This is a genomic window from Oligosphaera ethanolica, from assembly GCF_030814695.1.
GTDB lineage: Bacteria > Verrucomicrobiota > Lentisphaeria > Oligosphaerales > Oligosphaeraceae > Oligosphaera > Oligosphaera ethanolica.
This window is the reverse complement of the sequence record NZ_JAUSVL010000001.1, coordinates 555,091-579,689: the sequence shown is the minus strand read 5'-3', so window position 1 is coordinate 579,689 and position 24,599 is coordinate 555,091. Positions and strand designations below refer to the sequence as shown.

Sequence of the window (24,599 nt, the reverse complement as noted above, 5' to 3'; positions counted from 1 at the left end):
CGGTGGCTGTGCGGTATGCGAAAAACGAGGACAACCATGAAATACCCCCGCATCATCACCTTCCTGGTCGGGCTGATCATCACTGCGCTGCTGTGTATTGGCCTGACCATGGTGTATTCGACGACCTACGATCTGCACGGCAATGCGTACATGATTAGGCAGGCGCTGTGGATACTGATCGGCCTGAGCGGTCTTGCCCTGGTGGCATTCTGTCCGCTGGAGTACCTGTGCAAAGCCGCACCGTACATCCTGGTTGCGGTTGTCGCCAGCTTGGCCTATCTCTTCGCCGCCAACGTTGCGGCGCGTTTGGTTTCCAGGGATATCCTGCGGTTTTTTCCGCTGGTGCCGGGTGAAATCAAGGGCGCAATGCGTTGGTTGCGGCTGGGGCCGATATCCATTCAGCCATCGGAATTCGCCAAGTTTGCGTTGATCCTGTTTTTGGCGGCCTATTATGGCACGCGGAGCAAGACGCAGGTTGAACGCTTTGTCGAAGGGGTGGCAGTGCCGGTGCTGGTCATTGGCGTGGTGTTGGGGCTGATCCTGCTTGGCGGTGATTTGAGCACCACGGTGATCACCGGCGTGACGGCCTATTCCATCCTTTTCCTGGCGGGCGTGCGTTTGCGCTATCTGGTGCTGCTGGCCTCTCTGGGCGTGGCGTTGGGGGTGACGGCGATCAACCTCAGCCCAGAACGGCTGAGTCGCATCACGTCATACAAAGCCGCCGAAGAGCAGAAAATGGGCGACGGCTACCAGCTGTGGCGTTCACAACTCACGCTGGGCTCCGGCGGGCTGTGGGGACGCGGTTTCACCCGCAGCGTCATGAAGCAATTCTACCTGCCCGATGCCCGCACGGATTTTATTATGGCGGTGCTCGGGGAGGAATTTGGCTACGTTGGTTTCTGTGTTGTGCTGCTGCTGCATGTTGGCCTGCTGGTCTGCGTTGTGGAGATCAGCAAGATGTGCCGGGATCGCGTTGGCGTGCTCATGACCATGGGCACGGGCATACTGATTGCGTCGCAGGCACTGACCAACTTCAGCGTGGTCAGCGGCTGGTGCCCGACCACGGGGCTGACGGCGCCCTTCCTAAGCTACGGCGGCTCCAGCATGATCGCCATGCTACTCTGCGTGGGGCTGCTCTTTAATACCTGCCGCCGCAATCTCGACCGCATGTGGCAGGAACTGCTCAGCATGCGCGTCGTGCCCACCTACAAGGCCTTCGCCATGAAGACCCATAGCACGCAGTAGGCCTGGTGCGGGTGCGTTCGGGGACGCTCTGGCACGTCACCATTGAAACTTTTTCGGGCACCAATCCTGCGGCCTATTTGGGTCTTTCTCGTAGCCTTCGCTGAGCCCAGCTTTGCGATTAGCTTCTGCGTAGCGTGCAAAACGGTCCATGTCGAGTTCCACACCCAAGCCGGGCTTATCGGGAGCGATCATGGTGCCGTCTTGGTATGTCATCTTGCCGCCGTCGATGATGTCGTCAGCGAGGTGTGGGTAATGGGTGTCGATGGCGTAGCTGAGGTTGGGCGTGCAGGTCGCCATGTGTAATTTGGCCACTTCCGAAATACCCAGTTCCGCGCCGGAGTGGATGCACATGCCCCACATGAGCGTGTCACAGACCGCCGCAAGTTTTTTGGTGGCCAAGATGCCGCCCCATTTATGAACGTCGCCGAGGATGACGTCGACGGCATTCAGGCGGAAAGCCGTGGGAATCTGATCGAAATCGACCACGCACATATTGGTTGACAGCGGTATGCTGATATCGCGGCGGAGTCGTGCCATAGCCTCAATGCCCCAGGTGGGGTCTTCAATGTACTCGAGATTGTATGGCGCGAGTTGTTTGCAGATATATAGGGCTGTTTGTGGGGACCACGTGCCATTGGGGTCAATGCGCAGGCCCATGTTGGGGCCGAAGGCCTCGCGGAACATGGCGATTGTCGCAATGTCCACGTCGGGGTGCGAGGCGCCAACCTTCAGTTTGAGGTTTTTGAAACCGTGTTCCTGCACGAGCCGGCGGCTGTAGGCGAGTAGTTGCTCGGGGGTGGTTTCGCCGCCTTCGCCGGTCTCTTCATTTCTGGCACGGGTGAAGACATAACCAGATATGGCAATTTTCTCGCGGAAGCGCCCGCCAAGGAGCGCCCACAGGGGCTTGCCACAGGCTTTGCCGATGATGTCCCAGCAGGCCATTTCAATGCCGGCAATAAGGCCGTGTCCGGCATAGCCGAAGAAATACGGTCGTGGTCGCAGAAAAGCCAGAATGCGCTCGATGTTGAAGGGATTTTGGCCGATGAGTTTGCGGGACTCGTAGTGAACGTTGTCAGCGCCCACGCGGCCCATGGTCTCGCCGATGCCGCGGATACCTTCGTCGGTATCGATTTGGATAATGAGCCGGGTTGTTTCCTTGCGGATGCCCCATGACCAGCGAATAGGCGCGGTCAGCGGCACATTGACGGCAGTAGCGGTGATGGCAGTGATTTTCATGCTGTGCGGTCCTCTTGCCCTTGGTGGGGTAGTTGTCAGGCGAGTTGCAGAGTGACAGGCTTTTGTTCCTTTCCTACAGTGAACATGAATTCCTGATTGTTGAACTGTGCGTTATAGCTGCCGCGGAAGCCGCGGAAAGACACGGCGCCCTGGTCGTCGGCATGCAATGTGCAGGCCGTGAGCCACTGCCGGCGGATGAGTTGTTTCAGTGTCTGGTAGGCGGGTTTTTCGCGAAAATATTCGTCAGTGAGGCCGCCATTGCAATCGCCTTCCTTGCGCCAGGCGGGGCCATCGCAGAGGTTCCAGTAGATAATGCCGTCGACGCTCTTGATGCTGAAGAACAGCTGGTAGAAATGGCGCAGGATGTCGGCCTGGATGTCTTCGCCCTCCGGCGCGGGTGCCATGGTAGATGGCATGGTGATTTCACTGATGTAGATTGGCAGGCCGAGAGTGGCGAAAGCTTCGATGGTCGCGTGGACTTTTTCTGGGCAGTATGGGCCGATGCCCTGGAGATGCTGGTCGATGACGGGCGACCAGAGGTGGAATTGCATGCCGATGGCGTCAATCGGTGTGCCCTTGTCCAGCAGTCGTTGGACGAGATTGAAGAAGCGGTTATTGCCGCTTTTGGGGTCTGTATTGAAGACGTGGGGCGTGGCTTCATTGAGTTCCAGGCGAACATGGCCCGGAAACAGCGGCCGGGCGCATTTGAAGGCCCATTCGACGTAGTCCAGTTTGTCGGTATACAGGGGGAAATTCGTGTGGCAGAGCGACTCGTTAACCAGATCGAAAAGATCGAATGAATGGCTGTAGCGTTCAGCGACCCGACGGAAATAGTCTTCGTAAAGAGCACGGATTTGGTCGTGGGATAGCTGGCCGGCCCATTTGGGGAACCACGAGCCGGCCAGCAGTGGTTGGCCTTTGAGCCGCAAGCCGTGCTTTTTACCAAAGGCGACGACGCGGTCTGGCGGCGGCCGCCGGAAAATCTCGTCGCTGCCTTCGGCAAAACGCCAGCGGCCGGGTTCGGGCTGGATGTCACTGAGGCAGAACGTCGTGGTAACCAGATTAAAGAGTTCGGCCAGCTTATTTTCGTAGCGGGTGTTGTTGCAGCCGAGCTGTCCCAGCCACAGGCAGTTGCAGCCGAAATCGAAGTCATGTTGTTGCTGGACAATGCGCACCCGCGCTTGTGGTACGGGGTTGCCGGCGGCGTCGATGATACGCAGAATGGCGTCTCCCTGGCGGTGGTTGCGAATGGCTGACGCGCAGCTGCCTTGGATGTCCGACCATTGTTGGTGACAGCTTTCCGAGATCAAGGTGATACCTCCTGGGTTGGATTCGTGGAATTGTAACGCTGTGGTGTTTTTGTTTCATCGTCCAGATATACGATGAGCAACCAGCCATTATTATATAACCACACGCAGATACATCCTATGGTGAAAAATAGTTCATTTTTGTCTAATGGTATCATCATGGCGTCAAGCAATGATATGTCTCGGGATCAAGAAATTGATGTTGTTTTTCGGGTGTTGGTACGCCAGCAGCTGCCTTGTGCGCCAACGCGTGGGTGGATTATGCAGCCATTTCCGGTGCTGATTTGGAATATCCGTGGCCACGGCGAAACTCTGTACCGTGATTCGCGTCTTGGGCGGGTGCCGCGGGCAGAGAATAGCGTTGCCTACATTATGGCCAATGAAGTGCGCCAGTCCGCGACCTATAGTTCAGATGGCTTGGATTACCTTATGGTCAGCTACTCCTTCGAATACCGTGGGGGATTCAATTTGCTTAATCTCTACGAAGTGCCCAATGTCCTGCCCGAAGATGCCCAGGAGGCGCTGCGCGAGGCCATGGGGCGTCTCGAGCAGAGTGAGAATGCCATGGTGGGCGACGCCACCGCGCAGGCAGTCCAGCGCAAACTCTGTGGTTACGCGCTGTTGGACGCCCTGTTGCGTTGTGCTACTCGGCGACAGGATAGCGTGCCGCAATGGCGGCGCCTGCTGACTGTCGTTCAGTATCTCAACGACTATTTTGCGGAGCCGATTGATGTCGATAAGTTGATTGCGCTGACGCCGTATTCGCGGGCGCATTTTTTTCGCATTTTTCAGGCGCAGCTGCATAGTACGCCGTTAGCTTATGTCCAACGCCTGCGGGTGCGAGCGGCGGCCATCCGGCTGTTGCATAGTGCGGATAGCGTTGCCGCCGTCGGCGCCGCCGTGGGTTGGCATGACGCCTTTTATTTCAGCAAGGTCTTCAAGCAGCTGACGGGCATGTCGCCACTGGCATATCGCAAAAGTCGCGGTGACGAGCTGGGCATGGGCACAAGCAAGGTCGGTGATGAACGCCCGGAAATTGACAATGAGTTGTCATCAGGAGGCATGTGATGCACGATAAGGGCCCGGGACAGAATGCGTCTGATGGCGCCGACGTGACGGGGACTTTCTGCGGCCGCGAAGCCTGTGCGCTTATGCGTAGCTGGTGCGCTTGCATCAGGGGCTTGCGCGGGTATTTGCGCCATCGCTGGCTGCCGCTGCTGGTGCCGGTCGTGTTGGCACTGTGCCTTGGCGCACTCGTGGAGATCGCCTTACACGGCGTGGTTTTCAAGGTGGGGCCAGACGCCGGCGGGCTGCACGAATGGCTGTATTTCTGGTTTATGGGGTTGCTGTTTGTGTTCTTGGTCTTGTCGTCCACTGCGCTGCTGGTTGCCATGTTTTGGCAGCTGTGCCGTCGCCGCTTCTGGCTGGCGCTCGGTCGGCTGCTGGCGCTGCTGCTGACGGCTTTTTTGTGCCTGTTCATTCTTGCCCGAGTGGTCTTGTACAATTTTTTGGGGCCCTCGGAGGATCATTTTGCGGACGACCTGGTGATTCCCGCCGGAATAGTTTGTGCGGACCCCATTGTGGAAAGTGGCATGGGGCCTTTTGCTGACGACATATATTTTGAGGCGCCGGAGTCATTTCAGCTGCAGGTGCTGCGGGCACCGCAGGACGGCTGGCGTCTGGACGAAGCGCAGCCTCTGGCCGTGCCGGCATTGGCAGCACTCACAAGCACGGATACTGGCCGGCAGTTGCTGGGGAGCTACTTGGCGGCGCATCCCGAATGGCTGGTGATCGATGAGCCCCAGGGGCGTTTTGCCTGGCGTTGTTTTCGGGCCAAGGGCCGGCCCATGACGACGCTGAATCGCTATTACTCGCGCTTTCACAGCGCCATGGCGGGCACCGGGACGCCCAGCCATTTTCAGTATCGCCTTGGGCTCAGCTTGAACGGCGAGTCCTACTGGCCAAGAGGCAGGAAAATGATGGAACGCGGGGCCGACAAACACGGTGTCATGCGCAAATGGACGTCGTTTATGACTGGCGCCGTCCGGGTGGAAATTTACGACGAAAGCAATGTGCCGGGCTACGCTATGACCGCTCGGACGCTCGCCCTGCTGGACGACGAAATGGCCCGGCTGGCGACACTGGGACCGGACAACTGGCGGCAGGCGTTGCCGGCGGACGCCGTGGTTGCCGGCGACGAACCCGACCTGCAGTTGTATCGAGGCAGTCAAGGCGGGATTTACCATGCAACCTGGTTGTGCAACCCCGGCGAGGCCGGCTTGACCTACCTGCGTGCCTACGAGGCCAGTCGCGGCACCCGCCTTTCCGCACGGCGTCTGGACCAGGCCAGCGCCTGCCGAATGGGGTGGTCCGACCAGCCTGGCGAGCTTTTTTTCGCTCCGGCGGAGTTCACCATCTACGAGGGCGACTGGGACAAATACTATGCCGCGCGTTTTGAGCTGTGGTTCCGTCCCGACGCCGGTGGCGAAGAACGCCTGATCATGGCGAAGCATTTCAGGATTGAGGGTTGGATGCGCTAAGCGCGGCGAGTTTGTCGCGGAGTTCGTCGAAGACGGCTTCGGAGCAGAGCTCATCGAGGGTGAGCAGTTTGAGGCGTTGGCGCAGTGTGTCCGGGAAGGGCTTGGGGTAGGGTAGGACGGGCGGCGGCTGGAAATCCGGGCGCCGGAAATAGATGGGCGACGCGGCGGCTTTGATGCGGGGGCAGCCGTCGTCCGTCATGATCACCAAGTACCAGGCGTTGTCATGCTCGTCAATGTCCTCCTCGATATGGAGCGGTCCCTGGCCGGGCAGGCATTCATGGCGTTCGCTGACGACGCGGCCGTTGCGAACGAGGCGGATGTGTACGGCGGCGCCCGGCTGGTAGAAGGCGTCGATGACGACGCGATGGCGCCCGGCCTGCTCAACGGTGTCGCCGCAGGTGGCGTCGTCGATGTGGAAAGCCAGTGCCGCGCCGTGCCAGCTGACCATGGTTCGGCCTTGTTTGATGGCTTGGACGACGGCTTGTTCGCTGAGCTGTGCGAGCTTGACGTAGGTGGCGCCGCGGCGGCTGCCGGGGCTGCGGCCGACATCGAACGCCGCGTCGCTGGTGGCGCAGCAGCCGATGCGGTAGCCGCGATTGAGGAGCATGAACCAGAAGGCCTCGGCGCGGGGCGTGTCGGAGTCGTGGTAGAAGAGGTCCAGGCAGGGCACCATGTCGGGCGCGCAGAGCAGCCACAGGAACACTTCCTTGTTGGTCATCCACGAAAATGGCCGGCCGCTGACGGGGTCTTCGCGAATGACGTCGTGATACAGCGGATGCACCGGCACGGTGACGCCACCGCGGTCGACAATGGCCGCTTTTGCCTGCTCAAGATTGCTCAGTATTTCCGGGTCAAAGGGCTGGAAGATTGGCTCGACGCCGAAGTTGCCGACATGGCCGAAGTAGTTCTTGGGATACTCCAGGTTGAGGCGCAACAGAAATTCGTCATCGGAGAGATATTCGGCGAGGCCGAGGACGTCCGCCGGGTAGTCGTCATTGGCGAAATTGCCGCTGAGGCCGATCCAGTCGTAGTGCTCGGCACGGGCGATGAACGCCGAAAATTGCAGGTTGCCCCGGTAGGTATTCTCGCCGTGGATGATGTGGGCGTGAAAATCGCCCTTGTACCAGCCGCGCGCGCGCAGCTCCGGCCGCCATGGCACCTCGTTGATGACCACGTCGCCCCGCGCAGAAAAGGCGTACTCGTCCTTGCACCAGAAATTTTCTGATTTTTGATGCCATATGGGCTGTTGTGGTTGCATGCCGCCGATGGGATTGCCGGCCAGATCGAAGCTGCGAACGGGCTGGCCGTCGTCGCGGATATGCAGATGCCGGTAGCCGTCGCAGCGGCCATGGATCACGCGCCGTCCGGCTTCGGGCTGCATGTCCATGGTGACGGCGTGTTCGCTGGGGACGCTGAGCATGGGCGCGAAGGCGTCGGCCATGCCATCGGCGACGGCCTTCAGGCAGTACACCCCTGGCGCCGGCAGCAGCAGTTGGAAGTGGCCCGAGGCGTTTGCGCGAGTGATTTCGCCGGTGTTGGCCATGACGTAGGCGCCAGGAACAGCGCGGCCGGTGACGCGGACCGGCGCCATGCGGAAATGGTGAACAAAGGGCTGCTCTTCGCCAATCGCTTCCAGGACAATACGGTCGCTGTAGATGTTGGCGATGCAGGCAGTGGGCACGGTGGCGTTGCAGATGGCGCGGACTGTTTTGTGCAGGACGCCTTTGCGTGCAGCGCAGCCGCCGGGGTGGTAGTGCCCGGCGAAGAAAGCGCGCAGGCGCGGGCAGCCGTCGAGGATATCGAGAACGTCCTGCCGGTCCCACATGGCGACATTGGGGCCGCTGGCCAGGTGCCAGACGGGCACATGGCTGAGCACGATGACGTCTTCCTGCGCGGCAACGGCGGTGGCCAGCTTGGTGCGCAGCCACGCCTTGCCGTCTTGGGAGAGCATGCCGTCCCATTCGCGCAAGATCAGGCCGGGATTGGCTTCGCGGAAGGCCGCGGCGTTGCGCCGGCGTTGCGAGTCAGGCGGAGAAAAACGGCTTTCGTCGAGGCTGTTGATGACCACGATGCGCAGGCCATTGACCGCGAAGTCGTAGTAGAGACTGTCAAGGCCGAAGAGTGCCATGACTTCCTCTTCGGAGTTCTGCACGCGGTCGTGATTGCCCATGACGTAGCGGACGGGGAAGCGGCTCTGCGCGTAGCTTTCCAGCAGCAGCGGCACTTCGTATTTGTGCATGCCGTCGCCGAGATCGCCAAGACTGACGATGAAATCAAGGCGCTCTTCGTCGTTCAGTCGCTGGATGAGCTGCTGGTGCAGAGTGAGCGCTTCCCGATACTGGCGGCCGTTCCACGGATCGCGATCCGCGTATTGCGGGTCGCCAATCAGCGCGAGGCGGACAAGAGGAGATGAGATGGGGGGGATGGACATGGTGGACATAGTGGACAAGGTGGACAAGGTGGACAAGGTGGACAAGGTGGACAAGGTGGACAAGGTGGACAAGGTGGACAAGGTGGACAAGGTGGACTGCTTGGAGCAAGGCGTGTCGGGCGGGTATGAACGGGTGGGACGGAAGCTTGGGAAATATCATCAGCGGTGGGGCATTTGCCAGCACGCCGGCCTATATTTCTGGCGTTGTTCGTAATCGGTTACTCATTGATATTCGCAGTCACGGCAAGCTGCACCAAGAGCGTCTGCCACTTTGGCCGCGAAGCGGCAGAAGCGCTGAAAGCGCGACACATACCAGCCCAGGGCAAGCACGCTGAAAGCGTGCGCCGCCCTGGGTTACGTGCCCTCTGCGCTCGTGTTCCTCGGCCCCTTTGGCCCCAGTCGGCGAAGCTGACTGGGGCCAAAGGGGCAATGGAACCCATGCCGGCGTGGCCTGGCACACAGATGGTCAAATCGCGAAAGGATGATCCTATGGACGGACGCGTGAAGACGCTGAAAAAAGAAGCCGCAGGCGCCGAGTTGAGGCTATCCGCGACTAGCGGCGTTTTACTGGGAATGACTTGGCGCGGGCGCGAGATGCTGCGGGCCGCATCGGCGCTCTTCAGCCTGGGCATGCTCGCCGAAGATGGCGTTATGACAGTATTGGACAGCCGGCGTTTCGAGGATTGGCGGGTACAAACGCGGCCGTCGGGGGTACGGATTGAAGCCGGTGGCTGTGCGGACTATCCGTCGCTGCGGGTGCGGGTCGATGTGCGTGGCGCCGATGGCGGCGTCTTTCGTTTTCGGCCGCGGGTGACGGGAGTGCCAACAACGGCGCGGCTGTGCTGGCTGGCGGCGCCGATCGTGGAACTTCCTGGTGACGGCGAGCTGTTTTGGCCGCGCACCAGCGGCACCTTGGTGAAGGGCGCAGCCTTGCAGAAGCCCATGCGGACTTATGGTTGGCCCAATAACCAGGGCGGCGGGCAGTATCCCGGTTTGGCACCCATGCAATTTATGGCCTACATGCGCGATGGACTGGGACTCTACGTGGCGGCGGAAGACCGTCAGCACGGCCCCAAGCAGCTCGAATACGGCTGCGGCGCCGAGCCGACGGCGCTGCAATTGCAGGTGCAGGCGTTTACCGGTTGCGCCGCCGGGGAAGACTACGCGCCGGATTGGGACGTGGTACTGCGGCCCTTCGGCGGCGACTGGATGGATGCCGCCGCGCTGTACCGCGGCTGGCTGAAACGGGACCGGACGCTGCCGGTGCTGCCACGGAACTACCCGTCCTGGCTGGCGACATCGCCGATTGTCATGTGCACGATGGTCCGTGGCGACCACCGGATCACCGAGGAGCCCAACGAGTTCTTCCCGCTGGCGCGGATACTGCCGCCGCTGCGGCGTTATCGTGCTCTTCTGGACAGCCGCGTGATGGTCCTGCTGATGCGCTGGGAGGGTACGTCGCCCTGGGCGCCGCCCTACATCTGGCCGCCTCTTGGCTGCGCCGAGGCCTTCGCCGAGTTTTCGCAGACGGTGCATGACGAGGGCGATCTTATGGGCGTCTATGCTTCCGGCGTGGCGTGGACGCAGTACAGCAAAATCGGCCGCTACGACCGCCAGCAAGACTGCGATGAGGCGCTGCTGTCTCACATGGTGCGCGGCCCCAAAGGCGAACTTGAGGCCGCCTGCTGTTCGAGCATTCGTTTCGGCTATGACCTGTGTGTCGCCGAAAACTGGCCACGACGGGTCGTTAAGGACGAAATCCGCAAGGTCGCCGACGCCGGTGTGGATTTCTGTCAATTCTTCGACCAGAATCAGGGCGGCGATGCCCGTTACTGCTTTGCGGCGCATCACCAGCACCCGCCGACGCCTGGTGCGTGGTCGACCCAGGCGATGCAATCCTTGCAGGCAGAATGTTGCGACACGCTTTGTGGCATGTCCTCGCCGATGCTATTGGGCACGGAAGCCGAAGCCGCCGAGCCATACCTGGCGGGGCTGGCTCTCAATGACTCGCGCTTCACCTACGGCTACAACGTCGGCATGCCCGTGCCGGCCTACTCCTTTGTTTTTCACGAATACGTGGCGACCTTCATGGGCAACCAATGCGGTGTGGATCGGCAATTCGATTTTCAGCGCTGCCCTGACAATTTGCTCTACCGCACGGCCTGGGGCTTTACGGCGGGCTATCTGCTGTCCATGAATCTCGGACCGGGCGGTCTGCTGCATTGGGGCGCGGCATCGCCTTGGGACGAGCCCTTGCCGGAACAGGAGCCGGCCGTGACGCTGCTCAAAAATCTCAATCAGGTGCGGCGGCACTATCCCGATTTTCTCCTGCATGGTCGCATGGAAAAGCCCTGTCTTCATTGTGAATGCGGGGAATTCAGCGTATACTTTTTAGGTGGCCGCTGTGAACAAGTGCCGGCGGTGATGCTGTCGGCTTGGCGCAACCGCGCCGGCGCCCGCCTGGAGCTGCTGGTGAATTACACTCGCCAGGCACAGCGTGTGGTGATGCACTGCCCGCAGGGCTGGCGGTTGCATTCGTCAGCGCCGGCGGCGCTTCGCGAAAACGGCGCGTTTGAACTGCCGGCCTTGACGGCGCTGGCACTGAAGGTGGTCAGGACAAAAACAACGCAATAGCGGAATGGATAACTCTATGGTGAAATGGCTTCACTTCACGCTGATTGAACTGCTGGTGGTCATCGGCATCATTGCCATTCTGGCGGCGATGCTGATGCCGGCATTGGGCAAGGCGCGGGAAAAAGCCCGTCAGGCCGAGTGTGTCAACAACGTCAAGCAGCTGAACACGGCATTCATGATGTACATGAGTGACAACAAGGGATTCTTTCCGTTCTACACGGATGGCGGCTGGGGGGCGCGCGCCGAGGGCGGCTGGGTCTATTACGATGGCTTTCCCGTGCCCGTGAGCGGCAATTTCGACGTTAAACGCGGGACGCTATACAGCTATGTCGGCAATGCGCGCGTGTACATGTGCCCGAATGACCACACCGGCTCACTCTGCAGCTACGGCGTTAACTCCGATACCCAGGGAGCGTCAATTACCATGATTGGCAATAGCAGCGAAACGCCCTTGCTCTTGGAAGAGGGGTCGACCCGTAAAACCACCAACGACGGCTTTTTTAATATAGACTACACACCTAGAGACTATGTCGTCAACCGCCATCAGAAGGCCAGCGTCTATGGCTTCTGCGATGGCCACGTCAGCTGGGAAAAGTGGGAAGACCCCGAAGTGTGGTACCGCTGCGATTGCATTGAGCCGCGAACAAATTTCTGAACCCGCAGGCAACAAAAAGAGCCGGCAGAGTGCCTGCCGGCTCATCATGTTATTCGTGGCTGTCCTGCGCCGGCGGCGATCGCCGCTGCGCCGGCGCGGCGCATTTTACCAGTGCATGACTTCTGCGATGTGTGGGAAGCTGGGCGCCAAGAGCGTTTTGATGGCGATGGCGTACTCGCGGATTTCCTGCTGGGCGTGCGCGCTATCGCGCAATTCGAGGAATTTGAGCAGGTTATTGAGATCGACGGTGGCCCAGAAGGTCGTCATCATATTCTGAGGGAGGACGCCTCGGGCCTGCTCGCGGCAGACGCCGGCAGCCAAGAGTTCCTCGTAGAGGGCCAGGGATGACTCGTGGTGCTTCTGGATTAGGCCGCGGCAGCGGTTTTGATCGACGTGTTCGGCTTTGCGAGACGCCTGGCGGTCGCTTTCGGCCTGCTCACGCAATTCCGCCGGCAGGAAGAAACTGATGTCTTCCTCGGTGTAGCGGCGAGAAATCTCGTTGTAGGACCACGTGCGATGCCGGTGCCATTGCGAGCGCACGAAGAGCGGGCAGTGCACCAGGAAAGTGAAGACGACGTGCTCCAGCGGGCTGCTGTGGTGATTGGCGATGAGGTACTTGACCAGTACCGCGTCGCGCTGGTCCATCTCCTGGCGGATTTTGCCAAAGGACACGCGCGCGGCGTTGACGATGCTGGTTTCGGTGCCCATCTGGTCAACCAATCCAATCCAGCCTTGGCCGTCGAGGACCATCACGTGGTTCGGCGGAGGCACATTGACATTGTCGTTAGCCATGAGTGGTTTTCCTTTCCGGGCCGAGATGACGGAGTGCCCGCGGCGGTATGGGCCGGCCACGGGCCGCGTCACACGTTTTACTTGCTTGCCAGCGACGGCTCCAGGTAGTCGGCGCAGCCCTTCAGGGTCGCAAAATGGCCGTAGTCCTTCTCGGGGACTTCGACGCCGTACTGCTTGCGCAACTCCATGATGACATCCAGGAAGTCCATGGACTCCAGTTTGCCCCGCAGATTCTCCTCCGGCGTCAGCGCGGACCAGTCTTCATCAGGGACAATGTCGTTCAAGATGTCAATGATGGCCTGGGAAATTTCTTCACGTGTCATGTCGCTGTTTTCTCCGTGTGTTGACTGTTTTTTTGTTGCTATTGATACAGGATGATGCCTGTTTATGCAAATTTGCTGAGGACGAGCACGCAGTTGATGCCGAGCATGCCGAAGGAGTTGTTGAGGATGCTGTCCACGCGGCCGGCGGTTGCGGGCGTGTTGAGTACGAGGTTGTTCAGCATGCAGAGCGGGTCGAGCTCGTCGACATTGATGGTCGGGTGCACAATGTGGTCTTGGAAGCTGGCCAGATTGCCGGCCAGTTCCAGCGCGGCGGCGGCGCCCATGCAGTGGCCGATGAAGCTCTTGGTGTTGTTGAAATAGGTATCCGGGCAGTTTTCGCCGAAGACATCGCGGAGCGCTTCGCATTCCTTGATGTCGCCGGCGGGCGTACCAGTGGCGTGGGTGTTGACGATGTGGATGTCGGCGGGTGTCAGGCCGGCGCGTTCAATGGCCTGGCGCATGCAGGCGGCCTGGCGTACGGGGTTGGGCAGGACCATGTCGGTCGCGTCGGAGTTGTAGCTGTAGCCCGTGACTTCGCCGTAGATTTTGGCGCCGCGGGCTTTGGCGCGGTCGAGGCGCTCCAGCACGTAAATGGCGCCGCCTTCGGAGACGACGATGCCGTTGCGGGTTTTGTCAAAAGGCCGGCTGGCCTTGGTTGGGTCGTCATGGTGAGCGAGGGCATTCTGGCTGTTGAAGGCCGCGAAGATGCCGAAGGTGCCGGGGCTTTCGGACACGCCGCCGGCGAGGGCGACGTCCACTTCGCCGAGCAGTATCTGCTGCACGCCGTTGACGCAGCCGAGGTTGCCGGCCGCGCAGGCTGCGCCGATGGTGTAGTGTGGGCCGGTGATGCCGACGTTCACGGTCACTTCCCCGGCAGGATTGTTCGCCACCGTGCGGGGATTGTGGTAGTGCGACCAGTACTTGGTCTGGTACCCGTATTTGCTGATCTCGTAGATCTCGTTTTCAGTCTCGACATTGCCGTGCTCGGTGAGGCCGATGAACACACCGGCGCGGTCGCTGGTGACGTCCTGACCAATGCGGATGCCAGCGTCCGCTAGCGCCTCGTGGACGCAGTAGATCGAGATGGAGCCCGCGCGAGTGCCAATGCGCAACTCTTTGCGTTTTTGATATTTGAGTGGGTCAAAACTGCAGATGCCGGCAATCGTTGGCCCAAAATAGCGCGTTTCAAAGGCCTTGACGCCGGATACGCCGTTAAGGAGGTTCTGGCGGAATTCGCCTAAGCTGTTGCCGTTGGGAGCAGTCAGGCCGACGCCCGTGATGACAACGCGTTCTTTGTCTGGCTTGTTCATACGTTTGTTGCTGGCTAAGGTCGCCAATTCAGGGTGTAAATACAGGCAGGGACACGCAGTCCACAGAATGGATCAAGGTACAATGAGGAACACGTAATATAAGGCGATGGCCGCAATATGCGAAAACTTCTGCTGGGAAAAGTGTCCGCGCCGGGGGGAGGCGGCACCGGTGAGCGGTTGTCTTTTCCGCGGTCGGATCGGACGGATCAGTCGGATCATGCCTTAGTCGTAATCCTCCAGGAGAGTCACTGGACCGAAGAGACCGCTTTCGTGGTGTTCGTTTTCGAATGGCCGTTGTTTGTCTTCGTATTGGAGGGGCCATTTTTCAGCCCATTGTTTGAGCACGGCGTCTGGTGCGAGCGCGTTGGCGAGAGTATTGGCGACGGTGACATCCAAGTCGTTGCGGCCCGCTCGCACGACGGCGCTGATATCAAAACAGTATGGCGGCAGGAATTTTGGCGGCAGGGCCTTGCCGTTGACGGCGACCTTGCACGCATAGCCGACATCGCCGAGATCGAGGATAATGCGCTGTGCCTGAGCGAGGGTGAAGGTGCAGCGATAGGTCGCCTCGCCGCTGAAGTCGTTGCCGAGGACAGGCCGCCAATCGCCGAGCGCGCATGGGCGTGGCGCTTCGTGCAGGTCTTCGCAGACAAAGTCGTCGGTGCCAGGATAGATGCGCCGGCGGGCCTGGATGGTCCAGGCGCCGTCCAGGCGCTGTAAGACAGACGGGGCTACTTCCGCTGGTGTTGGGTGGCGGGGCTTGCCGACGCCGGCGATGGCGCCGGTGATGAAGAAGGTCGCCGAATACGCAGGCAAGTGCCAGGAGAAGCGGCCCTGGTCGCTGGTCAGCGCGGTGACGCGGTTGTCTTCGGGGCTGTAGTGGCTCACGGCCTTTTTCTCGGGCAGCGTGATGGCGAACGACTGGGCTTCCGCGCTTTCATTGACCACAAAATAGATGGCGTTGCTGCCAACGACGCGCTTGCAGACGCGGATGGCGGGATTGTCGGGACTGATGATCGCGCTGCGTTCGGCCTTGTCGGCGCTGGCGGCGTCGAGGACGGTCCCGCCGGCCTGGGTGAATGCCTGAAGCGTGTTTTTCGCCGCATCGCTCATATGGCCTGCCGTGGGGATGACTAGGCAGCGGTAGCGCATCTTGCCGACCAGCAGCGAGCCGTTTTTGACGCGGGCCTTGGCGAGGGCGTCGTCGTCGAGGTAGTCGAAGTCGCACTGTTTTTCGCTCATGGCTTTGGCGACGTCTTCGTGTCGGCGGATGGCCTCGGCCATGGCTGTGCCGCCGGCCCAGATGGAGCGGATGTCGAAATAGACGGCGCTGGGGCAATGTGGTTTGCCGAGGGACAAGAGATGGCAGCTGCGTTCAATGTACTGATGGTATTCTTTCATGTAGGGCCACAGGGGGTTGACCCGACCAAAATGCGGACGGATGCCCGACATGAAATGCTCGCGATGGCAGGTGGAGATCTTGCTCGGGACTATCAGGTTGATGCCGCGCACGAGCATGTAGTCCACCAGCCAGCGCATCTCCGCCGGCGACAGCGCATTGCCGTACACGGCGAAAATTTCGGCGAGGGCGAAGCGATTGCCATTTTGATGCGCCGCGCTGGATGCGTATTTGGGGAAGGGATGGACCCGCTGGCCGGGAAAGAGCTGCCGCCAGATGGCGTCCACGCCGGGGACGTCGAGCATGCGCAGGGACTGCATGATGTTGCCGTAGGTGCCAAAGCGGTTGCCGGCGGGGGTGTCCTCGCCGGAAAAGTGGCCGCCTGAGAGGAGCCCGTGGCGCCGGCACCAGCGGCGGATGGGCGCCAGAAAGCGCCGGGCAAAGAGGGTCGAGAGCACGTCGTGGTAGTCCATGCGCGCAGTCGTGACCTCGCTGGGCTCGTCGCCTTTCTCCACGGCGAGCAACGCGGGCAAAAAAGGCGTGACGTCGTAGCCCTTGAGTTTGCGGAATTGCGCGATGAAGTCGGCGGTGCTGCCCAGCGTCCCCGGCGAACAATGGGCGGTGCCGGGCTCGTCGGTGAAGACAAAGGTGATTTCGCGGCCGAAAAATTCGCCGAGGTACTTTGCGTATTGCTCGTGGGTGATGCGCAGAAATTCGCGGGTGACGGCCGGGTTGAGCACGTCGGGGTAGGGCGCGGCGACCTGCGGGTTGGCACCGAGGATTTTGAGGACGGCCTGGCCATTTTCCAGCTTGTACACGCGCTGCTGCACGGCTTCTTTGTCTTTGGCGTTTTGCCACACTTGCCCGCCGGCGCCGCCTGACGGCCAGCCGCCTTCGTCGTACAGCCAGTAGTTCATGCCCAGGCGCCGGCATTCTTCGCAGAGGGCACGCGTCATCGCCAACCACTCGGGAGACAAGTAGGGGATGCTCACTCGTGCGGGCATCATCTTCGGGCGAAATTCGTCAGGAAAGGGATGCAGACAGACCGCGTTGAGGCCATTGGCGTGCATGGCCCGCAGTTCGTCAATGAGCATGGGTATGTCCACCTGGCCGTTGATCTGCCAGAAATAGGCTGGCGAGCATTCCGGCGGTGGTGTGGTAAGCTGGGATACGCTGAGCATGGCAAGGAGTCCTCACATGGCGGGTGGCAGAGCGGAGTAATGTGGCTGAGATAGGAGTATTGCGGCCAAGGCCGCTTGGCGATACATGAATTTGCCATTGCCGCGCCAATATGCCAGCTGTTACCGCGCCGGATGTAATCGGTCAGTGATTGGTAACGGATGCACGGCATGCCTCTGGCTGGCGCGTGAGACGCGCGTGCCTCGCCAATGTGGCGCCCTCCGGGCGCAATTCCAAGTTGCTGTCACACCCCGGGTTGCGGCGCCCTCCGGGCGCCTCACCCGGGGCTATGCATGGTGCGGCCCTCCGGGCCGAACTTGGCCGATCTGACGACTTGCCTTGTCCGATCTGGGCCAAAAACAACCATCATTCAATATCCATGTATTTGCGCCGTAGGCGCATAACCATGCTTAACCCCAGGCTTTAGCCTGGGGACGCAGCCTGTCAACAGACAGTGCCTCGTAGAGGCACCACAGTTTTGGTTATCAATCACTGACTGATTACCGCCGGATAACGCTGCATTGGTAAGAAGACTTGACAGCGGTTCAGCGCGTCGCGTGGGGGCGGTGGGCCATTGCCAAGGAAGACGAAAGAGAATCCGCTGGGAGGGCGCAAAAAGGGTGTTGCTCCGAGACTCAGAGAAGACAGGAGATGCCTTTGGGGGGCAGAGGACACTTGCCGCTGGGTTGGGTTGCGGCGTGGCGTCAGCCGGTCACGGCTCCGACCATGGCGAAGTAGTTTTCCATGGGGACGTACTCCGGGATGCTATTGCCCGAGCCCAGGGCGTAGCCGCCGCGCGCTGCTGCTCGTTCGAGCATGGCCAGCGAGCGCTGGCGGATTTTCGCGGGCGAGCTTCGGCAGAGAAAATCCAGGTCGATGCCGCCGAGGGTGGCGATGCGTTGGTGGTAGCGTTCATAGGCTTCTTCCACCGGCAGGATTTTGTCCTCGAAGGAATGGCGCGCGTCGAAATGACAGATATCGATGACGTCGTCAATCAGGCCGCAGGTGAATGCGTTGCCACAGGAATGGAGGATGGCTGGGAGCCCGGCCGCATGGATCGTGTTGACAATTTTGACGTGCCAGGGGATGATGTACGCGCGCATGTCGTTTGGACTCAACATGGGCTGCTGCTGAAAACCCCAGTCGTCATTCGAGATGCAGGCGCCGACCTGCGGAAATTCCAGGCAGCGTTCATAATGCAGGAGCAGAATGGCTCCGATTCGATCCGTCACGGCCTTGACTAAACTGGGGTCATCCGCCAGCAGCAGACACAGCCGGTCGTAGCCGACCAGGCGAATGAGATTTTCCAGCACGCCGCAGGGGCCGTGGGCGATGATCTTCATGCCGTCGCGGAGCTTGGTCGTCGCCAGCGGCGAGTAGTTCGCGACGGCGACGTCCGGCCAGGGATAGCGGTCGAAGTCCTCCCAGCTGCCGATCATCGCTCCTTCATTCAACGAAATGGATTTTTCGCGGTGAAACTCGCCACGGGGAAAATCGATGCCATAGCCGGTGAGGGTGCAATAGTCGTAACCGGCGGCGGCGAAAGCGTCGGCCAGGGACTGGGCGGCATTGCCGGCAGTGAGTTTGTAACCGCAGTAATGCTCGTACAACGGCCCGTTCAGAAAAAATTCGAAGAGGGTCGGTCGGTCGGGCACTTCACGGGCCAGGACTTTCAGCAACTGGTCAAAATCGGGTTGGCGCATGGTCGTGGTCCTTTTCTGCTTATGGTGACGAAGGTGTGATTGCCCAGTCGATACTGTCAGGGTTCTCCCGGCGCTTGTCAATACGCCAGCGGAAATCACGTCATGCCGCGTGTTGTCGCGGCGACCTGAATGCGCATACAACAAGTGTCGCCGCTGGGCAGGTACACTGAGTTCACACATGAGGCCTACGCCAATGCGGGCGGCGCCCGGCGTTTTTTTGTCATCAGAGTCCCGGGCGTTTAGTTGTCTTCCGGCAGAAAAGTTTTACTGCAGACGACTTGGTAGTTGTCGCCGTTGGAGACGATTTCGATATTCCCGTGGGCGCCGGTGGCATAGACGCAGGCGCCGGCTTCGCCGTAGAGTTTGTTGGCCGGTATTTTAGCGGCCCAGGGCATCCAGAGGGAGGCGATGGCGACTTGCGGGCGGGTGGCGGCGACTTCCTCGGCAGAGCTGTGGATGCCGTGGGCAGGAAGCACGCAGATGCTGCATTTTTTCTGCTCGGGCGTCAGGCGTGGCCAGAGATAGTGGAGGAGATAGTCCTTCTGGATGTCACCGACAATAAAGACGCTGATTTTGCCATGGGTGATGCGCAGGGCCGTGGCGTTGGCGTTGAGGAGGTGATGCCAGGGCTTGTCCTGCGCAATCCGGCCGGGGGCGGCCTCGTCCGGGATTTCGTCGTAGTATGCTGCTGGCGGCGAGAGAATGTCGACCTTGAGCTCGTCGTCCCAGGCGAGGGTGTCGCCCGCGAGGATTTTGCGGTAGGCGTGTCCGGGGGCGGCGCAATAGGCGGCGCGTAATTCGTCGTAGAACTGCAGTTCTTGAGTGTAGTTGGCATTGAGGCGCGCCGGCAGCGTGTATCCCGGGTCCATGAGTTCGTCAATGGGGAAGTGATTCCACATCCAGACGAAGCCGCCGAAGTGGTCGGCGTGCGCATGGCTGACAATGAGCCCGTCCAGCTTGGTGATTCCGCGCGCGGCCAGGAAGGGCGCGATGGCGTCGCGACCGCAATTGTACTGCTGCGCCCAGGTATCCTTGTCCCAGCCGCCAAGACCCGTGTCGACCATGTAGGTCTTGCCATTGGGACATTGGATGACGATCGCAGTGCCGGCACCGCCGCCGATGTTCTCCATCGCCAGGGTCGTAAAACGCATAACACCCATGGTGTACTTTCCTTTTAAGCTATCCGATCAGGTTGGGTCTGTCCGCAATTATATCCGCCACGTCGTTGCTGAGTTCGTAATCGGTCAGCGGTGGGTACTGTATGCCAGTCAGGTAGCCAATGTCAAGGGCTGACCGATTACGTCGTCACGTTATTGGTCTGTGATTGCTACTGGATACTAGGCATGCCTCTCTCCGGCGCGGTGGGAAGGGACGTGCCTAGCCAATGTGGCGCCCTCCGGGCGCAACTCTATGTTGTTGTCATACCCCGGGTTGCGTCGCCCTCCGGGCGCCTCACCCGGGGTTACGCATGGTCCGGCCCTTCGGGCCGAACTTGGCCGATCTGTCTGATCGACTGTCTTTTATCGCGGACGGATCGGACGGATCGGACGGATCGGACATATCCGGTTGATTGATCGGTCGGATCGGTCTGATCGGTCTGATCGGTCGGATCGGTCGGATCGGTCGGATTGGTCTGCGACAACCTGCCGCAAAACGTCGTTTTCAGGAGTCCCAGATATTGGCAATCAGTCCCTGAAGTCCAAGAGGTCCTCAATCAGTCCCTTGCGTCCACTGCGTCATTCCCCGCGGTCCCGGAAGTCCCCACGGTCCAATTCATGGGACCATGCCTCATGAGTCCGTGAGTCCTCGCCCCAGCGCAGCACCAATCAGTTTACGTCGTCGCCGGGTTTTGTGTTTTGGCGATTATGCGGGAGGTCGTGTGGGAGATATGTTGATGATTTGCCGCCGTGAGAAGGTCGTCAACAGGCGTTTGTGCGGCTGGGCGAGGTGTTGTTTGGGAGTCATCGCGCGTATTGCGAAGGAGTAGTGTCATGTTGTTGGATTTTACGGAAAATGGCCTCCATGTGGTGATAGATAAGGACGAGGCGACGGGCACGCTGTACCTGCGGCACTGTTCGGCGGCGCCATTCACCGGCGACGCGTCGCTAAGCGAGGGCTTCAGGAAGAACTGCCGGCTGGTGGAGGTTCATCGTTCGGGCGAGAACCGCGGGGCGCACCGTGGTGGCAAGCAGCTGGGGACCAATCCGGGCGGGCCGGTCGGTGCGCCGCAGTATGAACGTCATGAGGATACGCGGAACGAACACGGTCGGCTGCTCACGCTGGTGCAGGGTGCCGGCGATCTTGAGATCAGCACGCAGCTGCAGTTTTTTGACGGCGTGCCGGTGTTGCGCAGCGAGACCGTGCTGCGCAATCGCGGCAGCCAGGACATACCGATTGAGTTTGTGTCGAGTTTTGCCCTGCACGGCCTCTGCAAGGCCAGCACGACGCCCTGGGGCGCCTGTGGGCGCGTGCACATTGCCTACAACAGCTGGATGGAAGAGCTGCAGTGGCGGTCTTACAGCATGTCGGATCTCGGCATGACGCAGATGAGCCCGGTGCGTTTTTCCATGCAGCGGATACTGGCCAGCAACACCGGCAGCTTCTCGTCCAAGGAGAAGTCGCCGCTGGGTTGTTTTGAGAACAGCGAGACCGGCGAGTGTTATGCCTGGCAGATAGAGCACCACGGGTCGTGGTCGTGGGAGATCGGCGAGCATGGCGGCCAGCTCTATCTGCGGGCGTCCGGTCCAAGCGAGGCCGAGAACCAGTGGTTCAAGCAGCTCGCGCCAGGCGAAGAGTTTCGTTCCGTGCCGGCGGCCGTCGCAGTCGTTTCTGGCGGGCCGGACGAGGCCTTCCGCGCGCTCAATCGCTATCGTCGGCGCATTCGCCGGGACAATCCCGACAATCGTCAGCTGCCGGTGATATTCAACGACTACATGAACTGCCTGAATGCCGATCCGACCACTGAGAAAGTCATGCCGCTGATTGATCGGGCAGCGGCTCTCGGGGTGGAGTACTACGTCATGGACGCCGGCTGGTATGCCGACGGCGCCTGGTGGGACTCGGTGGGCGAATGGCTGCCATCGGCGAAGCGTTTCCCGGGCGGGCTCCAGCAGGTGCTGGACCATATGGTCGCCAAGGGCCTCAAACCCGGTTTGTGGCTTGAGCTGGAACGCATGGGCATGAACTGCCCACTGGTCAAGCAATGGCCCGACGAATGCTTCTTCTGCCGCCATGGCCGGCGGGTCATTGAACGGTCGTCGCTGCAGCTGGATTTCCGTTCGGACATCGTCCGGCGGCATGCCAACGCCGTGGTGGACCGGCTGGTCGGTGACATGGGCGTGCGCTTCATCAAAATGGATTACAATTTCGACATCGGCGTCGGCACCGAAATCGCGGCGGACAGTTTTGGCGACGGCCTGCTGCAGCATCAGCGCGCGTACATGTCCTGGCTGGACGAGGTGCTTGCGCGTTATCCCGACCTGGTGATTGAAAACTGCAGTTCCGGCGGTATGCGCAACAGCTACAGCCTGCTGTCGCGTCTGAGCATTTGTTCGACGACGGACAACACCAACTATCTGCGCAACGCGCTGATATCGATCAATAGCGCGACGACCTTCTGCATGGAGCAGGCGGGCGTTTGGGCCTATCCGCTGGCGACGGCCAGCGACGAAGAAGTGGTGATGAACATGGTGTCGGCTTTGTGCTGGCGGCCCTACGTGAGCGGACAGATATGGGCTCTAGCGGAGGACAAGTTGGCGCTGATGCGCGAGGCCATTACGCTGTACAAGACGACTCTGCGGTCGATCATTCCGGCCGCCGATCCGTACTGGCCGCTGGGCCTGGTCAGCAATGGCGATGCCTGGAGCGCCTTCATGCTGCGCAGCGCCGACCGGGTCGTGCTGGCCGTGTGGCACTTCAATGGCGGCCCCACCGAGATGGACATTCCCTTGCCCGGCGGTGCCTTGCGGGAACTGCGTTGCGTCTATCCGACGACGCTGCCTTGCGACTGGCGTTTCACGGCCGACGGCGAGGCGATCCACGTCGCCCTGCCGGAAAAAAGCGCCCGGCTGTTCATGGGCCGTTGCGGCTGAATGGCCCAACGCTTTGTATGCAACCGTTACTTTCCTGCCTTGATGGGGGGACTGCATTAAAGGAATGTGAGTTCCATTGCCCCTTCGGTCCCAGTCAGCTTCGCCGACTGGGACCGAAGGGGCTGAGGAACACAGACATCTATGGCGTTTTACCCAGGGCTGCGCTCCGCCTTCGGCGTCGCTTACCCTGGGCTATCTTAGGTCGCGCTTTCAGCGCTAAAATGGCAACGGGATGACGGTTTGTGCGGCAGGGCGGTCAAAAAGGCCGCAAGGACAACGAGTATCAATGAATGAGGGAATGCAAATTCACTTGGAATCGTCAACATACAGTATTGAGTTGGACGGCCCGTCGGGTGATATAGTAACGCGCGTTTGTGAGTTGGTTCGGAATAGGCATTGATTGGCGCGCCGAGAGAACGGCCAGATAGGAAAGGCACGAGTTGAGCATGGAAACGTTGGCATTTACAGAAACGATACCGGTTCGTGGCAGTTACGACGTCATTGTCGCTGGTGGTGGTGTTGCTGGTGTGGCTGCGGCTCTGGCGGCGCGGCGGTCAGGCAAGAGCGTGTTGTTGGTAGAGAAGACGGTGCTGCTGGGCGGTTTGGCGACCATCGGTCTGATCAACTATTTTGTGCCGATGTGCAATGGCCGCGGCACCAAGATCATCTACGGCATGGCCGACGAGCTCCTGGAGCTGTCGATCAAATACGGCTATGACAGCATTCCCAAGGAATGGCGCGAGGGCGAGCCTGGGCAGGGCAAGACCAACGTGCGCTACGTCACGCGTTATTCGCCGTACATTTTTGCGCTGGCAATGACGGACCTGCTGGCGCGCGAGGGCATCACCATGCTCTTCGACTGCATCGTCGCCAATGTGGTGATGGACGGCACGCACTGCCGCGGCCTCATCATGGAAAGCAAGTCCGGCCGGGAATTCTATGGTGCCGGCATGGTCGTCGATACCACGGGCGATGCTGATGTGCTGTATCGCGCCGGGGTGCCCACCGTGCAGGGCCACAATTACTTCACCTACGTCGGCAAGACGGTGACGCTGGAGAGCTGCAAGGCGGCGGTTGAAGCGCAGAATATCCAGAAGGCCTTTGGCGGCTGCAGTGGTGGCGGCGCCAATCTCTATGGCGGCAATCATCCCGAGGGCATGCCCTTTTTCACGGGCACGACAGTGGAAAGCGTCAACGACTATCTGATCAAGAATCAGCTACTGTTGTTCTCGAAGCTCAAGGATCAGTCACGCATCAGTCGCGACGTGGCGATGTTGCCGACCATGGCGCAGTTCCGCACGACGCGGCGCATTGACGGCGACTACACCCTGACGGTCGCGGACCAGTATCGGCATTTTGACGACTCGGTCGGTGCCATTTGCGATTTTGAGCAGCGCGACTTCCTCTACGAAGTGCCGTATCGCGTGCTGATCCGCAAGAACTACGACAACATCATCACGGCGGGCCGCTCAGCGTCGGGCGATGGCTATGGCTGGGATCTTTTGCGGGTCATTCCGCCGGCCATCCTCACCGGCCAGGCCGCCGGCCTGGCGGCCGCGATGGCCTTGGATGGCAAACAGGCCATCAGCGACATCTGCGTGCCGACCCTGCAGCAGCAGATGGCCGCGTCGAAGGTCATGATTCACTTCGATGACGCGCTGATTCCCCAGCCCGGCACCGACTCAAGCGTGGCCGACAACAACGGCCATATCTGAGAGGCGGTCGTTTGCCGCCTACGGCGTCGGGTGCCGATT

General features: G+C 60.5%; 17 protein-coding genes. 8 read left to right on the top strand and 9 right to left on the bottom strand.

Annotation, left to right across the window (positions count from 1 at the left end):
* Positions 1-36 precede the first annotated feature (36 nt).
* Positions 37-1,245: an FtsW/RodA/SpoVE family cell cycle protein gene (locus J3R75_RS02010; protein ID WP_307259636.1), complete on the top strand. Its 1,209-nt coding sequence runs from the start codon at positions 37-39 to the stop codon at positions 1,243-1,245.
* 36 nt (positions 1,246-1,281) lie between these two features.
* Here the strand turns inward: J3R75_RS02010 and J3R75_RS02005 are convergent, their stop codons facing one another.
* Together J3R75_RS02005 and J3R75_RS02000 are read right to left on the bottom strand one after the other, a co-directional pair.
* A complete protein-coding gene (locus J3R75_RS02005) occupies positions 1,282-2,481 on the bottom strand; it encodes a mandelate racemase/muconate lactonizing enzyme family protein (protein WP_307259635.1) in 1,200 nt (399 codons plus the stop codon).
* A gap of 35 nt (positions 2,482-2,516) precedes the next feature.
* A complete protein-coding gene (locus tag J3R75_RS02000) occupies positions 2,517-3,791 on the bottom strand; it encodes an endo-1,4-beta-xylanase (protein WP_307259633.1) in 1,275 nt (424 codons plus the stop codon).
* A 156-nt stretch (positions 3,792-3,947) separates the two neighbouring features.
* Here J3R75_RS02000 and J3R75_RS01995 point away from each other — a divergent pair, with 156 nt between their 5' ends.
* Together J3R75_RS01995 and J3R75_RS01990 are read left to right on the top strand one after the other, a co-directional pair.
* Positions 3,948-4,856, top strand: coding sequence for a helix-turn-helix domain-containing protein (locus J3R75_RS01995; protein WP_307259632.1), 909 nt, complete (start codon positions 3,948-3,950; stop codon positions 4,854-4,856).
* Positions 4,856-6,328 carry a hypothetical protein gene (locus J3R75_RS01990; protein ID WP_307259631.1) on the top strand — a complete coding sequence of 491 codons (1,473 nt, stop codon included), beginning with the start codon at positions 4,856-4,858 and terminating at the stop codon, positions 6,326-6,328. Before J3R75_RS01995 ends, J3R75_RS01990 begins: the two co-directional genes overlap by 1 nt.
* On the opposite strand, the gene J3R75_RS01985 is transcribed toward J3R75_RS01990, so the two are convergent.
* Complete coding sequence (locus J3R75_RS01985) at positions 6,303-8,759, bottom strand: CehA/McbA family metallohydrolase (RefSeq protein WP_307259630.1); 2,457 nt, start codon at positions 8,757-8,759, stop codon at positions 6,303-6,305. The genes J3R75_RS01990 and J3R75_RS01985 overlap by 26 nt on opposite strands.
* Here J3R75_RS01985 and J3R75_RS01980 point away from each other — a divergent pair.
* From J3R75_RS01980 to J3R75_RS01965, 3 genes are all read left to right on the top strand, one after another.
* Positions 8,758-8,973 carry a hypothetical protein gene (locus J3R75_RS01980; RefSeq protein ID WP_307259629.1) on the top strand — a complete coding sequence of 72 codons (216 nt, stop codon included), beginning with the start codon at positions 8,758-8,760 and terminating at the stop codon, positions 8,971-8,973. The two genes, J3R75_RS01985 and J3R75_RS01980, sit on opposite strands and share 2 nt — an antisense overlap.
* 275 nt (positions 8,974-9,248) lie before the next feature.
* Positions 9,249-11,393, top strand: coding sequence for a DUF6259 domain-containing protein (locus tag J3R75_RS01975; protein ID WP_307259628.1), 2,145 nt, complete (start codon positions 9,249-9,251; stop codon positions 11,391-11,393).
* Positions 11,394-11,409: 16 nt separating this feature from the next.
* Positions 11,410-12,048 carry a DUF1559 family PulG-like putative transporter gene (locus J3R75_RS01965; protein WP_370882357.1) on the top strand — a complete coding sequence of 213 codons (639 nt, stop codon included), beginning with the start codon at positions 11,410-11,412 and terminating at the stop codon, positions 12,046-12,048.
* Between the two features lie 105 nt (positions 12,049-12,153).
* Here the strand turns inward: J3R75_RS01965 and thyX are convergent, their stop codons facing one another.
* The 6 genes from thyX to J3R75_RS01935 all read right to left on the bottom strand — a co-directional run bounded on the left by thyX (position 12,154) and on the right by J3R75_RS01935 (position 19,914).
* On the bottom strand, positions 12,154-12,840 hold the full coding sequence (gene thyX, locus J3R75_RS01960) for an FAD-dependent thymidylate synthase (RefSeq protein ID WP_307259627.1): 687 nt from the start codon (positions 12,838-12,840) through the stop codon (positions 12,154-12,156).
* A gap of 77 nt (positions 12,841-12,917) precedes the next feature.
* The gene (locus J3R75_RS01955) at positions 12,918-13,163 is read right to left on the bottom strand and encodes an acyl carrier protein (RefSeq protein WP_307259626.1); all 246 of its coding nucleotides are present in this window, start codon (positions 13,161-13,163) and stop codon (positions 12,918-12,920) included.
* A gap of 62 nt (positions 13,164-13,225) precedes the next feature.
* Positions 13,226-14,473: a beta-ketoacyl-[acyl-carrier-protein] synthase family protein gene (locus J3R75_RS01950; protein WP_307259625.1), complete on the bottom strand. Its 1,248-nt coding sequence runs from the start codon at positions 14,471-14,473 to the stop codon at positions 13,226-13,228.
* 222 nt (positions 14,474-14,695) lie between these two features.
* Positions 14,696-17,053, bottom strand: coding sequence for a glycosyl hydrolase (locus J3R75_RS01945; RefSeq protein ID WP_307259624.1), 2,358 nt, complete (start codon positions 17,051-17,053; stop codon positions 14,696-14,698).
* A 702-nt stretch (positions 17,054-17,755) separates the two neighbouring features.
* Positions 17,756-18,754, bottom strand: coding sequence for a uroporphyrinogen decarboxylase family protein (locus J3R75_RS01940; protein WP_307259623.1), 999 nt, complete (start codon positions 18,752-18,754; stop codon positions 17,756-17,758).
* 239 nt (positions 18,755-18,993) lie between these two features.
* Positions 18,994-19,914, bottom strand: coding sequence for a ComEC/Rec2 family competence protein (locus J3R75_RS01935; RefSeq protein ID WP_307259622.1), 921 nt, complete (start codon positions 19,912-19,914; stop codon positions 18,994-18,996).
* A gap of 831 nt (positions 19,915-20,745) precedes the next feature.
* Here J3R75_RS01935 and J3R75_RS01930 point away from each other — a divergent pair.
* Complete coding sequence (locus J3R75_RS01930; protein WP_307259621.1) at positions 20,746-22,845, top strand: glycoside hydrolase family 36 protein; 2,100 nt, start codon at positions 20,746-20,748, stop codon at positions 22,843-22,845.
* A gap of 446 nt (positions 22,846-23,291) precedes the next feature.
* Positions 23,292-24,560, top strand: coding sequence for an FAD-dependent oxidoreductase (locus tag J3R75_RS01925; protein WP_307259619.1), 1,269 nt, complete (start codon positions 23,292-23,294; stop codon positions 24,558-24,560).
* Positions 24,561-24,599: the final 39 nt, after the last annotated feature.

Excerpts from the sequence above, each read along its gene's own strand:
- J3R75_RS01965 (WP_370882357.1), top strand. The coding sequence starts at position 11,410 with ATGGTGAAATGGCTTCACTTCACGCTGATTGAACTGCTGGTGGTCATC.
- J3R75_RS01980 (WP_307259629.1), top strand. The coding sequence starts at position 8,758 with ATGGTGGACATAGTGGACAAGGTGGACAAGGTGGACAAGGTGGACAAG.
- J3R75_RS01990 (WP_307259631.1), top strand. The coding sequence starts at position 4,856 with ATGCACGATAAGGGCCCGGGACAGAATGCGTCTGATGGCGCCGACGTG.
- J3R75_RS02010 (WP_307259636.1), top strand. The coding sequence starts at position 37 with ATGAAATACCCCCGCATCATCACCTTCCTGGTCGGGCTGATCATCACT.
- J3R75_RS01930 (WP_307259621.1), top strand. The coding sequence starts at position 20,746 with ATGTTGTTGGATTTTACGGAAAATGGCCTCCATGTGGTGATAGATAAG.
- J3R75_RS02005 (WP_307259635.1), bottom strand. The coding sequence starts at position 2,481 with ATGAAAATCACTGCCATCACCGCTACTGCCGTCAATGTGCCGCTGACC.
- J3R75_RS01935 (WP_307259622.1), bottom strand. The coding sequence starts at position 19,914 with ATGGGTGTTATGCGTTTTACGACCCTGGCGATGGAGAACATCGGCGGC.
- J3R75_RS01955 (WP_307259626.1), bottom strand. The coding sequence starts at position 13,163 with ATGACACGTGAAGAAATTTCCCAGGCCATCATTGACATCTTGAACGAC.
- J3R75_RS01995 (WP_307259632.1), top strand. The coding sequence starts at position 3,948 with ATGGCGTCAAGCAATGATATGTCTCGGGATCAAGAAATTGATGTTGTT.
- J3R75_RS01940 (WP_307259623.1), bottom strand. The coding sequence starts at position 18,754 with ATGCGCCAACCCGATTTTGACCAGTTGCTGAAAGTCCTGGCCCGTGAA.
- J3R75_RS01925 (WP_307259619.1), top strand. The coding sequence starts at position 23,292 with ATGGAAACGTTGGCATTTACAGAAACGATACCGGTTCGTGGCAGTTAC.
- thyX (WP_307259627.1), bottom strand. The coding sequence starts at position 12,840 with ATGGCTAACGACAATGTCAATGTGCCTCCGCCGAACCACGTGATGGTC.
- J3R75_RS01985 (WP_307259630.1), bottom strand. The coding sequence starts at position 8,759 with ATGTCCATCCCCCCCATCTCATCTCCTCTTGTCCGCCTCGCGCTGATT.
- J3R75_RS01945 (WP_307259624.1), bottom strand. The coding sequence starts at position 17,053 with ATGCTCAGCGTATCCCAGCTTACCACACCACCGCCGGAATGCTCGCCA.
- J3R75_RS01950 (WP_307259625.1), bottom strand. The coding sequence starts at position 14,473 with ATGAACAAGCCAGACAAAGAACGCGTTGTCATCACGGGCGTCGGCCTG.
- J3R75_RS01975 (WP_307259628.1), top strand. The coding sequence starts at position 9,249 with ATGGACGGACGCGTGAAGACGCTGAAAAAAGAAGCCGCAGGCGCCGAG.